This window comes from Nocardia sp. NBC_01499 (assembly GCF_045040275.1).
GTDB lineage: Bacteria > Actinomycetota > Actinomycetes > Mycobacteriales > Mycobacteriaceae > Nocardia.
In genome coordinates, this window is sequence record NZ_CP109426.1 from 8,803,021 (window position 1) to 8,815,692 (window position 12,672).

A 12,672-nucleotide genomic window follows, 5' to 3' on the forward strand; every position below is an offset into this window, starting at 1 on the left:
CCGCAACTAGCAAGCGATACTCCTCGCATCCGTGCAAGAAGCTAGCCTGCGAACCGTCTAGCGCGCTAGACTGTCGACATCACGCAAGTGATGCTGGGCGGTGGGACGCCGTTGTGAGCGACGCCCCACCTGGTGGGTTTAGCTAGCCCCTCATCCAGCGGACCAGCACGAGCGCCCCGGCGACCACGGCAGCTGTTGCCAGCATGATGCCGTAGTCGACCGGGGCTTTGCTCTTTGCCCGGCGATGTTTCGCCATTCCCCACCACCTCCTCCCTGGGCGCGATGTGTGGACCATGTCCATCGCCCCTCGGGTGGAGGTGAGGCAACCTTATCGGCCGAACTCGTTGAAACGCAGTGGATTCCAGCAAATGGTCGGCGGCCCGTCGCGGGTCGGCCCGTGGCGGACCGACCCGTGGTGGGCTGACGCACCGGTCGGCCACTGCTCGACGGACAGTTGGGTGGAACGGTTCTGCCCGAGCGTACCGGTCAGCTCTCCGCGCACCCATGTCGGTGTTGGGCTACGCACATGCTGAATGTTGTTCTGGCGGAGAGGGCTACAGTTCTGATCATGGGGTTCAGTGTTGATCGAATCGACCACGTTGTGCTCAACTGTCGCGATGTCGCCGAGACCGCGCGGTGGTATGTCGAGGTTTTGGGGATGCGGGTGGAGACGTTTGGGCCGAGCGGTCGAACCGCGTTGAGATTCGGCAACCAGAAGCTGAATCTGCGTCCGGTCGGTGCGTTGGCTACCGATCCGACCTGGTCGACGGCCGCGGTCGAGAGTGCGGGTTCCGAAGATCTGTGCTTTGTGGCGAATGCTTCGGTGGCGGAGGTGCGTGATCACCTCGCCGCCTGCGGTGTCGAGGTGGTGAGTGGTCCGGTCGGCAAAACCGGGGCGCTCGGCGACATGATCTCGCACTACTGCAACGACCCGGATGGGAATCTCATCGAGATCGCGGTCTACCCGGAATCAACCTTGCCCGCGTAGTCGCATCGTCCGCAGGAGTGAAGCCGGTTGCGCCAGTGCGGAATCGGTTATTGCACGGTGAACTTCTTTGCCTGGCCGGAGACCACGGTGCCGTTGTCGTTGACGAGCGCGACTCGCACCTGTGCTTCGGTGTCGGAGGTCAGTTGTGGCTGGCTGGGGTCCGATGTCAGGCGGACGGTGGTTTGTTTCGAGGAGCCGTCGCAGTCGACGGAGTTTTGGGCGCCCTGGGCGGTGGGGCGGTCGGCGTCGGTGCCGCCCAGCATTGCCTGGATGCTCACCACTCCGGAGGAGGCGTCGCAGCTGTAGTTGACGTTGACCATGTTCGATCCGACATCGAGGATGTCGAGGGTCGTGTCGGCGAGCGCGGGGGCGGCGGTCGCCACCGAGGCCGCGGCTATCGCGGCGAAGACGGCCACGATGCGGGCGGGGCGGCGAAAGTTCGAGGTAGTCATCATTGGGCTTCGTTCCTCCTGTGTGGCGGACATAGATCGCGGGACACAACGGGAAGAGATGCGGTGCGCGTCGCACCGCAGCATTCATCGTCCAATCCTTTGCCCGCCGCCGTGGGGAACCGCTCGAAATAGCGCGTAGCGGCGGTGTCACGGGTGACAAAATGCCGCATGCAAGCAGTTGTTTCGACAAGAGCCTGAGGTGGGCTTGCTGTGCCAGAATTCGTGCGTGCGCAGTCCCGTGATCCATGTCGCTGTGGGCAGCGATATAGGCAGACGTTATTCGGCGAACTTCGATGTCACTTACCTGCGCGAACAACCACTGCTTGCGGTGATTGCGGACGGTATGGGAGATGGGCCGGGCAGTGCGGCCGCGGGACGGACCGCTGTCGATGTCTTCGTCGACCACGTCACGCGCGCGCCGGAACCTGGACCGGACGCGTTGCGGGATGCGGTGGCCGCGGCGCAGGCCCGGGTAGGGCGAATCGGCGACGAATTGCGGACTCTGGCCGGGTGCACGTTGACCGCCATGGTCGCGACACCGCAGGGCTATTGGATCGTGCAGATCGGTGACTCGCGGGTGTACCGGTTGCGGGGTGGGCTGCTCGAACTGTTGACGACCGACCACACGATGGCGTGGCTCGGGGCCGTGCACGGTTGGTATCCCTTCGACTCGGCGCAGGCCGCGTCGGCGCGATACCACCTGACCCGATACATCGGCCTGCGCGGCGCACCGGAACCGGATGTACTCAGCGTGACAATGCGACCGGGCGACCGATACCTGTTGTGCTCCGACGGCGTCTCCGAACAGGTCGACTACGACAACCTACGCACCTTCCTCGGCCGCGGCCCCCAGCCACAATCAGCCATCACCGCCTTGCTGACCGCCTGCGACACTGCAGGCGGAAACGACAACGCCACCGCCATCGTCATCCACGTCGACTGATCTGGTCAGTCGATCATGGGGAACTGATGGCGGCATCGCCCGAGAGACCAACGCCACCAGTTCCCCGTGATCGCTTGTCCAGCAACGTATCCAGGCGCCGAGTTCCCCCTGGTCGCGATTCGGGTACCGGTGGCGGGCGGTCCGCTGCGCAGCGACAGCTTGTGCGAGAGGTGTTGCGACACCGGCAATGTGAGGTGAGCCTGTGTCGCTCTCGGCACGCCAGTAAACGAATCACGGTGAGTGGGACAGGTCCCCGCGCGGTTGGGCGCGCCTATGGTGAGCCACGCCACATATAAGCGCATACGTATCCACGCATACCGATCGCAGGGGACGACCCATGACCGTGACTGATGAGTACCTGCAGAACAACGCGGCTTACGCGAGCACCTTCACCGGCCCGCTGCCGTTGCCGCCCGCCAAGCACGTCGCGGTGGTCGCGTGCATGGACGCGAGGCTGAATGTCTATGGCGCGCTCGGCATCAACGAGGGGGAGTCGCACGTCATTCGCAATGCGGGTGGCGTGATCACCGCGGACGAGATCCGGTCGCTCGCGATCAGTCAGCGCCTGCTCGGTACCCGCGAGATCATCCTCATCCACCACACCGATTGCGGCATGCTCACTTTCACCGACGACGACTTCAAGTCGTCGATTCAACAGGAGGTCGGCATCAAGCCGGAGTGGGCGGCGGAGGCGTTCACCGACCTGGAAACCGATGTGCGCCAATCCATTGCCCGCATCGTCGCCAGCCCGTTCGTGCCGCACAAGGACTCCATCCGCGGCTTCATCTTCGACGTGGCCACCGGCAAGCTGAACGAGGTCCTCAGCGACTGACGCGCCGCACTCGTCACGGGATCCGGGTCCACGGGCCCGGATCTCGTCATGTCAGGGGGAGTTGACACGCTCGCCCGACACGCCCAGCCAAAATGTCGAGTGCGTGACGCGGACCTGAACATGTGCCGCGCGGCACGGCCACGATCGGCCGCCCAGCCCGCCGAACCGGCCTGAGCTGCGCGAACGCTACCGGCCAGTAGACAAATCGGGCATCGAATATGGTTGCTATTGCGCTGAGATGTCCCTATCCTCAAGCGCGTGTCGATTCCCGCCGCCCGCCTCAGCGCAGCGCTCAATGTCGCAGACCGCGACAGCGCTGGGCTAATTCCGCTTACCGCGATGGTGGCGCAGCGGCGACTTCTCCTCGTAGTAACCCGCCGTAGCGGGGTCTGATTCGGACCGGCCCCCTCGCTGCGGGCTGAACGACTTGTTAGTGCTGGTCCCCTCTGTCAACTGAGCCACGACATTCCTCGGGAAGACCTACTTTCAATGACAATCCTCACTCTCGATACCCACGCGTTCCATGCCGCCGCGCCCAAGGGCCTGCGTCACGAAAGCGCCGATCTCACTCCCACCCAATTCCACGACCGCTACTGCGAGAACACCGGGCCGATCCGGCTCGGTGACTGGTCGCCAGCGGGTAGCCGCAGCGCGGACTTCGCGGTGACGCTGGAGTTCGCCGACCATCTGCGCACGGTCGTCGCCTCCGGCAGCCTGGTGGCGGCAATGACCTCGGCCCTCTACGAGGAGGGCTATCACGTCGAAATCCTGCAGTTCCACCAGCGTCGCACCGCCGAAGGCACCGCGACCTTCGTGCAGTGCGAATGCAACGGCAGGCGCGGCTGGGGCGCCGCACTGGCCGACGACAGCTCCGAATCGACCGTTCGCGCGATGATTGCGGGCGTCAACCTGCTCGGCAGCTGACAGACAAAACAAGGGCCGTCCCGCTCCGATGAGCGGGACGGCCCTTGGCGTTTCGGCGTGGTTACTGCTCGGCGCCGGCCTGCTGCTCGGCGAGCTGCTTGCGCACCTCGTCCATATCCAGCTCCTTCACCTGGGTGACCAGGTCCTCCAGCGCGGCGGGCGGCAGCGCGCCTGGCTGCGCGAACACCAGCACACCCTCACGGAACGCCATGATGGTCGGGATGGAGCGGATGTTGGCGGCGGCCGCGAGCCCCTGCTCGGACTCGGTGTCGACCTTGGCGTGCACGACATCGGCGTGCTTCTCCGAAGAGGCCTCGAAGGTGGGCGCGAAGCTCTTGCACGGGCCGCACCACTCAGCCCAGAAATCGACGAGTACCACGTCGTTTCCGGTGACTACCTCATCAAAGTTCTGCTGGGTCAGCGTCTGGGTGGCCATGACGTCCTCTCGTATTCGGTGTGCCAGCTACAACGCCGACAGTTGCCTATATCTTCCACGGACAAATGGCCCATGGAGCTGAGCTGTGCTGTTTGTCCTCAGTACGGTTCTTCCCCGGCAGACACGCCCTGACACCCCCACCGCATGATCTCCGGAAAATAGCGGTTGCCGAACAGACGGTGGGTCGGTTCGCGGACAGACGGAGTGCGGCGCGAGGATGATGCCGTGACCGAGTGTGGCGAGCGACCTATTCGAACAGCGGCGAGCGTCAGTGGGGAACTGTCGTGAGCGGCGAATTACCTCTGCGGCTCGGGCTGATCGAGGGCGACGGCATCGGACCGGAAGTGGTGCGTGCCGCGCGGCAGGTCGTCGACGAGGCGGTGTCGGCCGCGGGCGCCGCGCCGATCGAATGGGTGCCGCTGCTCATGGGCCATCGAGCCATCGAGGAACACGGCGATCCACTGCCGGAACAGACCCTGACCGCGCTGGACAGCGTCGACGCCTGGATCCTCGGCCCGCACGATAACGCCTCCTACCCGGCCGAACACCGCACCCCGGGCGCGCCGGGCGGTGTCATTCGCAAACGCTTCGGGCTGTACGCCAACATCCGCCCGGCCCGCGCGTTCGCCGGTGTGCGGGCCACGGCGCCGCAGATCGACCTGGTGATCGTCCGGGAGAACAGCGAGGGCTTCTACGCCGACCGCAATATGTTCGCCGGGTCGGGGGAGTTCCGGCCGACCGAGGACGTCGCCATGATGGTCGGCGTGGTGACCAGGCAGGCCTGCGAACGGATCGCGCACGAGGCGTTCCGGCTCGCCACGACGCGCCGCAAGCGACTGACTATCGTGCACAAGGCCAACGTGCTGCCGATGACGATGGGCCTGTTCCGCGACGTCTGCTATGAAATTGCCCACGCCTATCCCGGCGTCGAGGTCACCGACGAACACGTCGACGCGACGGCCGCGCATCTGGTCCGTTCCGCCGCCGATTATGACGTGCTCGTCACCGAAAACCTCTTCGGCGACATCCTCTCCGATCTCGCCGGCGAGCTGAGCGGCTCGCTCGGTCTGGCCGCCTCGCTCAACTGTTCGGCCACCCGGGCCATGGCGCAGGCCGTGCACGGCGCGGCCCCCACCATCGCGGGGCACAACCGCGCGAACCCGGTCGCGTTGCAACTGTCGTCGGCAATGCTGTTGCGTTGGTTGGGAACTCGCGACGGCCGTAGCGACCTCCGGCACGCCGCCGAGCGCGTCGAACGGGGTGTCGCGGCGACCTTCGAAGCGGGCATCGCCACGGCGGACCTGGGCGGACTGGCGTCGACCAGCGAGTTCACCGAACAAGTTTGTGCTAGGGTCCACCGCCGGTAGTCAGAGTGTGGTAGCTCGGAGTGTTCAGCAAGGAACGGATGAAACTTCCGTTACTGTCCAGCACGAAGCGTCTCGGTCGCTTAGATTGCCAACGGGTGGTGACACCCGGGTTTCTTGAATCCGAAATGTGGAGGGCTGCTGTGTCTGTTCGATCGGTTCTTGGCAGGCGCGCCCTGCAAGCGATGTGCGTGCTCGCTGGTGGCGCACTTGTGCTGACGGGCTGTAGTAATTCCGAAGACTCCGGGCCCGCGGTGCAGAAGGTAGGGGGAATCGAGAAGGTCGATTCGATCGCCGCGCAGCTCCCCGACAAGATCAAGCAGTCCGGCAAGCTGGTTGTCGCCGTGAACATCCCCTACCAGCCCAACGAGTACAAGGACGCGAGCGGCAAGATCGTCGGCTTCGATGTCGACCTGATGGACGCCGTCGCCGCGACCCTCGGCGTCAAGGCCGAGTACCTCGAGTCCGCGTTCGAGAAGATCATTCCGACGCTGCAGGCCGGTACCTACGACGTCGGCATGTCCTCGATCACCGACTCCAAGGAACGCGAGCAGCAGGTCGACTTCACCACCTACTTCAGCGCCGGTATCCAGTGGGCGCAGCAGAAGGGCAAGCCGGTCGACCCGAACAACGCCTGCGGCAAGCGGGTCGCCGTGCAGGCCACCACCGTTGAGCACACCGACGAGGTGCCGGCCAAGAGCGCCAAGTGCGTCGCCGACGGCAAGCCCGCCATCGACATCAAGCCCTTCGATGAGCAGAGCGCCGCGACCAACGCCCTCGTGCTCGGCCAGGTCGACGCCGTCTCGGCCGACTCGCCGGTGACCGCGTACGCGATCAAGCAGAGCGACGGCAAGCTCGAAAAGGCCGGTTCGCCTTTCGATTCCGCGCCGTACGGTTGGGCCGTCCCGAAGGGCTCGCCGCTGGCCGGCGTGCTGCAGAAGGCCGTGCAGAACCTGATCGACAACGGCAAGTACCTGGAGATCGCGAAGAACTGGGGCGTCGAGGAAGGCGCGATCACCAAGTCGGTCGTCAACGGTGCCGTGAGCTGATCGATGACGTCGAACGAAAACACGTCGGTGCCCGGTGACCCCGGGCCCGGCGCGGCAGACTTATCCAAGGAGCCGGAACCGATCAAAGCGGTTCCGTTGCGCAGGCCCGGCCGGTGGATCGCCGCCGCGGTCATCCTGGTTCTCCTCGGGCTGTTCGTCTACGGTGCCGCGACGAACGACGCCTATAAGTGGTCGACCTTCGGGAAGTACCTGTTCGACAGCCGGATTGTCGCCGGCGCGGTGGTCACCCTCGAGCTGACCGTGCTGTCCATGGCGCTCGCGGTCTCGCTCGGCGCCATCCTCGCCGTGATGCGACTGTCGCCGAACCCGGTGTTGCGCTCGGCATCCTGGGTGTATCTCTGGATCTTCCGTGGCACACCGATTTTCGTGCAGTTGGTGTTCTGGGGACTGTTCCCGTCGCTGTACAAGGTGATCGTGCTCGGCGTCCCGTTCGGACCGCAGCTGCTGAAGCTGGACGTGCAGAACCTGCAGATGCCGTTCCTGTTCGCGGTGATCGGCCTCGGCCTGAACGAGGCCGCCTACATGGCCGAAATCGTCCGTGCCGGAATCAATTCCGTCGGTGAAGGGCAGCGTGAGGCGTCGACCGCGCTCGGCATGACCTGGAGCATGACCATGCGCAGGACCGTGCTACCCCAGGCCATGCGGGTGATCATCCCGCCGACCGGCAACGAGCTCATCGGCATGTTGAAAACCACCTCGCTGGTCACCGCGCTACCGATGACCACCGACCTCTTCGGCAAAGCCCGCGACATCTACAGCGTCAACTTCCAGCCGGTCCCGCTGCTGCTTGTCGCCGCGACCTGGTACCTCGCGGTCACCAGCGTGCTGATGGTCGGGCAGTTCTACCTGGAGCGCTACTACTCGCGTGGCCTGTCCCGGCAGTTGACCGGTAAGCAGCTACAGGATCTCGCCGACGCCCAGCAGATTGTGAAGGCGAAATGAGTGTGAACGTCGCGAAGGACGCGCGGCCGATGATCGTCGCCGAGCAGGTCTGCAAGAACTTCGGTGCGCTGCAGGTGCTCAAGGGCGTCTCGCTGGAGATCGGCCACGGCGAAGTGCTGTGCGTGATCGGGCCGTCGGGCTCGGGCAAGTCCACCTTCCTGCGCTGCATCAACCACCTCGAGCAGGTGAACGCGGGTCGGCTCTACGTGGACGGCGAGCTCGTCGGCTACGAGGAGAAGAACGGCAAGCTCTACGAACTGCATCCGCGCGAAGCGGCGCGGCAGCGGCGCGAGATCGGCATGGTGTTCCAGCATTTCAATCTGTTCCCGCACCGCACGGCGCTGGAGAACGTGATCGAGGCGCCGACCCAGGTCAAGAAGGTCGCCAAGGCCGAAGCGGTGGCCAAGGCGCAGGAGCTGCTCGACCGAGTCGGCTTGGCGGAGAAGGCGAATGCCTACCCCGCGCAGCTGTCCGGTGGCCAGCAGCAGCGCGTTGCCATCGCCCGCGCACTGGCCATGGACCCGAAGCTGATGCTGTTCGACGAGCCGACCTCCGCCCTCGACCCCGAACTGGTCGGTGAGGTGCTCGCCGTCATGCGCGAGCTGGCCCAGTCCGGCATGACCATGGTCGTGGTTACCCACGAAATGGGTTTCGCCCGTGAGGTAGCCGACAAGCTGGTCTTTATGGACGGCGGCGTCATCGTCGAATCAGGCGCTCCGCGCGAACTGCTGGCCAACCCGAAACACGAACGCACTCAAGCGTTCCTGTCCCGGCTGCTCTAGGCCGCCCCTTCCGGGCGTCTCACGTATCCCACAGAGCGCTCATACGGTTCGCAGGGCATCCCCTTAACCCCCTGTGAAGCGTGTGGGCGCTCTGTGCGTCTCAGGCGTGCTGGGAGCGGTTGGCGCTGTGCGAGTTCCGCACCTTCTCGGGATACGCGTCCGGTCGTCCGCACGTGTGCGAATCGCGAGTGTGCGAATTGCGAGAACCGTGGGGCCGACCACGCGGGCGAACTAGGTGGCGGTGTGCGGCGATTGGTGCGTCGCGCTTCGTTGCGCGGCCTTGCCGCCCAGCGCGATACGTAGTTGGCCCAGCAGTACTTTGGCGGCGGGGTTTGTGGGCCGGTCGGTTCTCCAGACCAGGGCCAGTCGACCGCGCAGTTCGGGCTCGATGATCCGGACGGTGCGGACGCCGAAAGCTGTTGCCTCCTTGGAGGTTAACCCCGGGACGACCGCGATACCCAAACCGCGGGCGGCCAGTCGAAGCAGCAGCGGGGGAGCGGCGGCTTCGAAGGCGATGTTCGGCTCGAATCCCGCTGCCGCGCAGGAGCGTTCGAAGACGCCGCGGATGCCGGTGCCGGGTGGCAGACAGATCAGCGGATGATCGCGCAGGCCGGTGAGTGGGATGTCGTCACCGTGGGTCCGGTCGTCGGCGGCCACCGCGGCGACGATCGCGGTTTCCAGCACCACGTCCAGGCCGACGCCGGAATCCATTGGCGCGCCGGTCAATCCGATCAGTGCGACGTCGAGGTCGCCGCGGCTCAGCGCGGCGAGCATGCCCTCCGAGGTGTCCTCGGTGAGGCTGATGCCGACCTGCGGGTGATCGTCATGGAAGTCCGCAAGCACGGCGGCGACGTCGAGCTCCTCGGTGGCGGCGCCGGAGATCAGGCCGATACGGACGTTGCCGCGCAGGAGACCGGCGAATTCGTCCACCGTCTCGGTGATCCGTTCGGTCGCGGCGAGCGCGGCGCGGGCGTGTCGAAGCACCGCCGTGCCGATCTCGGTCGGGGTCACTGTGCGGCCGCCGCGGTCGAGCAATTGCTGGCCGAGCTCGCGTTCCAGCTGACGGATCTGCGCACTCAACCCGGGTTGCGCCAGGTGCAGGCGGGCGGCGGCGCGGGTGAAGTTGGCTTCCTCCACCACGGTGACGAAGTAGCGGAGCTGGCGCAGTTCCATAACTGTTGATTCTAGCTACTAGAAGAGCTATCTGTTGTACTTCTGGTTCGGGGGCGAGCATCGTCGAACGCATGGAAAACACCGCAGCACACACCATCGACCTCGACACCTTCACCGGCCCGGTCTTCCGTCCGGGTGACGCCGGATACGACGAGGAGATCTCCGGCTTCCAGACCGCCTACACGCACCGGCCCGCGCTCGTCGTCGGCGCGGTGCACGCCGAGGATGTCCGCGCCGCGGTGGAATACGCCGCGCGCCAAGGTCTTCCCGTCGCGGTGCAGGCGACCGGACACGGCCTGTCGGTCGCGGCCGACGGGGGCGTGCTGATCAGCACCCGCCGGATGACCACCCTCGATATCGATCCGGCGGCCCGCACCGCACGCGTCGGCGCGGGAGTGCGCGCCGGTGCCCTGGTCGAGGCCGCCGCGGCGCACGGGCTGGCGCCGTTGAACGGTTCCTCGCCGTCGGTCGGCGTCGTCGGCTACCTCCTCGGCGGCGGAATCGGGCTGCTGGCAAGGGAATTCGGCTACGCGGCCGACCAGGTGCGCGCCATCGAACTGGTCACCGCCGACGGCAGGGTGCGCAGGCTGCTCCCCGCCGACGAGCTGTTCGGCGCGGTCCTCGGCAGCGGCGGCAACTTCGGCGTGGTCACCGCGATCGAACTGGACCTGCTGCCCGTCACCGAGGTGTACGGCGGTCAGCTCGTGTTCGACACCCCGCTGGTCGAGCAGGCCCTCGAAGCCTGGAAGCAGTGGACCGCAACGGTTCCCGACGAACTGACCTCCACCGTCGTCACGCTGACCTACCCCGACATCCCGCAGCTGCCCGCGCCGCTGCGCGGTCGGTACGTGGCGTCGTTCCGCATCGCCTTCAACGGGTCCGCCGAGGAAGGCGAGCGGCTGGTCGCCCCGCTGCGCGCGGTCGGCGACCGCCTGAAGGATGACCTGCGCACGATGCCCTACACCGAATCGCACACCATCCACAGCGACCCCGACCACCCGCACGCCTACGCCGCGACCAACGCGCTGCTCAGCGACCTCACCGGAGAAACGTTGTCCGCCTTGCGATCCGCCGCGGGCCCGGATTCCGGCACCGACGCCGTCGTCGACATCCGCCACCTCGGCGGCGCGCTGAGCGGCCCGAGCAAGACCGGCACCGTCGTCGATCATCGCGACGCCGCCTACATCGTGCGCGTCATCACCGATCCGGACGACGACACCGCGGCCAAGGACAAGATCCGCACCGCACTCGCCCCGTGGACCATCGGCCACAGCCTCAACTTCCTCTACGGTGCGGGCGCCGACGCCGACGAGGCGCAAACCCGGGCCGGATACACCGCCGACACCTACGCCAACCTCGCGAACCTGAAGGCAAAGTACGACCCGCACAACATGTTCCGCTTCAACCGCAACATCCGCCCCGCCACGAACTGATCCCGCCGCGAACTGATCCCGCCGCGAACTGATCCGCTGCCCCGGGAACCTCTGGCCCAGAGATTCCCGGGGCTTTTCGGTAGTGCCATCCCCGGCCATCGTCTGCTATCTTCGTGATATCACTTTGATACCTGGAGGATGTCATGAAGCTTCGGCCCGCATTACACGTCAACGGCTTCTTGGTGCTGCTGTCGTGGCTGGTGCTCACGCTCTTGTTCGGCGGCGCCGCCGCGCTCGGCTACATCGCGATGGCCCAGCACCACAATGTGCCCGCGCTGGTCGGGGCGATCGTCGCGAGCTTGCTCGTGTTCGTGCTGCTGCTCGCGGCGACCGGCCTCATCGTGGTCAACCCGAACGAGGCCCAGGTCGTTCAGTTCTTCGGCCGCTACATCGGATCGGTGAGTGAGCCCGGCTTCTTCTCCGTGCTGCCGCTGACCGACCGCAAGCGAATCTCGTTGCGCGTGCGTAACTTCGAGACGCAGAAGCTGAAGGTCAACGACGCCGACGGCAACCCCGTCGAGATCGCCGCCGTCGTGGTCTACCGCGTGATCGACAGCTTCAAGGCCGCCTTCGCCGTCGACGACTACGAGGAGTACGTGCAGACCCAGTCCGAGGCCGCGGTCCGGCACCTGGCCACCACACACCCCTACGACTCGCACGACGCCACCCGCACCAGCCTGCGTGACGGCGCCGAGGTGGCCGAGGAACTGACCGTCGAGCTGCGCGACCGCACCCTGCTCGCCGGCATCGAGGTGCTCGAGGCCCGCATCACCCACCTCGCCTACGCCCCGGAGATCGCCCAGGCCATGCTGGTCCGTCAGCAGGCCTCCCAGGTGGTCGCCGCCCGCACCCAGATCGTCGAGGGCGCCGTCGGAATGGTCAGCCTCGCCCTGGACCGGCTCACCGAGCAGGGCGTGGTGGAACTGGACGAGGAACGCCGCGCCACCATGGTCTCCAACCTCCTGGTGGTCCTCTGCGGTGACCGAGCAATCCAGCCCGTCGTCAACACCGGCTCCCTCTACAACTGAGCCATGGCTGAGCGCAAAAAGCTCCTCCTACGCCTCGACCCGGCCATCCACGAGGCCATCGCCAAATGGGCCGCCGACGACCTACGCAGCATCAACGCCCAAATCGAATACGCCCTACGCCTGGCCCTCGAACACGCAGGCCGCAAACCCAAGTAACCCTGCCAAGATCACGGGGGAACTGATGTCGCCATCGACACCAGTTCCCCATCATCTTGTGCGCAGCCCCACGGCCCACGACAGCGAAATCCGCACCCTGACTCGGGAGCCGCACCGGCTTCAGGGCCCCAATTCCGAGTGCGGATCCC

General features: G+C 66.0%; 14 protein-coding genes. 11 read left to right on the forward strand and 3 right to left on the reverse strand.

Annotated features, from left to right (window positions below; all coding sequences use genetic code 11):
* Nucleotides 1–568 precede the first annotated feature (568 nt).
* Nucleotides 569–988 (forward strand): VOC family protein, encoded by a 420-nt coding sequence (locus OG203_RS40110; protein WP_405162407.1) that lies wholly within the window; start codon nt 569–571, stop codon nt 986–988.
* Nucleotides 989–1,035: 47 nt separating this feature from the next.
* On the opposite strand, the gene OG203_RS40115 is transcribed toward OG203_RS40110, so the two are convergent.
* A complete protein-coding gene (locus OG203_RS40115) occupies nt 1,036–1,443 on the reverse strand; it encodes a hypothetical protein (RefSeq protein WP_405162408.1) in 408 nt (135 codons plus the stop codon).
* Between the two features lie 223 nt (nt 1,444–1,666).
* On the opposite strand from OG203_RS40115, the gene OG203_RS40120 reads away from it, so the two are divergent.
* From OG203_RS40120 to OG203_RS40130, 3 genes are all read left to right on the forward strand, one after another.
* Entirely contained in the window at nt 1,667–2,383 is a 717-nt protein-coding gene (locus OG203_RS40120) for a PP2C family protein-serine/threonine phosphatase (RefSeq protein WP_405162409.1), read from the forward strand.
* Nucleotides 2,384–2,720: 337 nt separating this feature from the next.
* Entirely contained in the window at nt 2,721–3,215 is a 495-nt protein-coding gene (locus OG203_RS40125; protein WP_405162410.1) for a beta-class carbonic anhydrase, read from the forward strand.
* A gap of 489 nt (nt 3,216–3,704) precedes the next feature.
* Nucleotides 3,705–4,139, forward strand: coding sequence for a 2-keto-3-deoxygluconate kinase (locus tag OG203_RS40130; protein ID WP_405162411.1), 435 nt, complete (start codon nt 3,705–3,707; stop codon nt 4,137–4,139).
* 61 nt (nt 4,140–4,200) lie between these two features.
* Here the strand turns inward: OG203_RS40130 and trxA are convergent, their stop codons facing one another.
* Nucleotides 4,201–4,575: a thioredoxin gene (gene trxA, locus OG203_RS40135; RefSeq protein WP_357391371.1), complete on the reverse strand. Its 375-nt coding sequence runs from the start codon at nt 4,573–4,575 to the stop codon at nt 4,201–4,203.
* Between the two features lie 284 nt (nt 4,576–4,859).
* On the opposite strand from trxA, the gene OG203_RS40140 reads away from it, so the two are divergent.
* From OG203_RS40140 to OG203_RS40155, 4 genes are all read left to right on the forward strand, one after another.
* Nucleotides 4,860–5,942 carry an isocitrate/isopropylmalate dehydrogenase family protein gene (locus OG203_RS40140; RefSeq protein ID WP_405162412.1) on the forward strand — a complete coding sequence of 361 codons (1,083 nt, stop codon included), beginning with the start codon at nt 4,860–4,862 and terminating at the stop codon, nt 5,940–5,942.
* Between the two features lie 182 nt (nt 5,943–6,124).
* Nucleotides 6,125–6,988 (forward strand): ABC transporter substrate-binding protein, encoded by an 864-nt coding sequence (locus tag OG203_RS40145; protein ID WP_405168153.1) that lies wholly within the window; start codon nt 6,125–6,127, stop codon nt 6,986–6,988.
* Between the two features lie 3 nt (nt 6,989–6,991).
* Complete coding sequence (locus tag OG203_RS40150) at nt 6,992–7,951, forward strand: amino acid ABC transporter permease (protein WP_405162413.1); 960 nt, start codon at nt 6,992–6,994, stop codon at nt 7,949–7,951.
* 29 nt (nt 7,952–7,980) lie between these two features.
* A complete protein-coding gene (locus OG203_RS40155; protein ID WP_405168154.1) occupies nt 7,981–8,733 on the forward strand; it encodes an amino acid ABC transporter ATP-binding protein in 753 nt (250 codons plus the stop codon).
* Nucleotides 8,734–8,964: 231 nt separating this feature from the next.
* Here OG203_RS40155 and OG203_RS40160 read toward each other — a convergent pair whose 3' ends face one another.
* Nucleotides 8,965–9,906 (reverse strand): LysR family transcriptional regulator, encoded by a 942-nt coding sequence (locus OG203_RS40160; RefSeq protein ID WP_405162414.1) that lies wholly within the window; start codon nt 9,904–9,906, stop codon nt 8,965–8,967.
* A gap of 71 nt (nt 9,907–9,977) precedes the next feature.
* Here OG203_RS40160 and OG203_RS40165 point away from each other — a divergent pair, with 71 nt between their 5' ends.
* The 3 genes from OG203_RS40165 (at nt 9,978) to OG203_RS40175 (ending at nt 12,523) form a co-directional block, all read left to right on the forward strand.
* Nucleotides 9,978–11,339 (forward strand): FAD-binding oxidoreductase, encoded by a 1,362-nt coding sequence (locus tag OG203_RS40165; protein WP_405162415.1) that lies wholly within the window; start codon nt 9,978–9,980, stop codon nt 11,337–11,339.
* 143 nt (nt 11,340–11,482) lie between these two features.
* The gene (locus OG203_RS40170; RefSeq protein ID WP_405162416.1) at nt 11,483–12,367 is read left to right on the forward strand and encodes an SPFH domain-containing protein; all 885 of its coding nucleotides are present in this window, start codon (nt 11,483–11,485) and stop codon (nt 12,365–12,367) included.
* Nucleotides 12,368–12,370: 3 nt separating this feature from the next.
* Nucleotides 12,371–12,523, forward strand: a complete 153-nt coding sequence (locus tag OG203_RS40175) for a toxin-antitoxin system HicB family antitoxin (protein WP_405162417.1) — start codon at nt 12,371–12,373, stop codon at nt 12,521–12,523.
* The last annotated feature ends 149 nt before the right edge of the window (nt 12,524–12,672 follow it).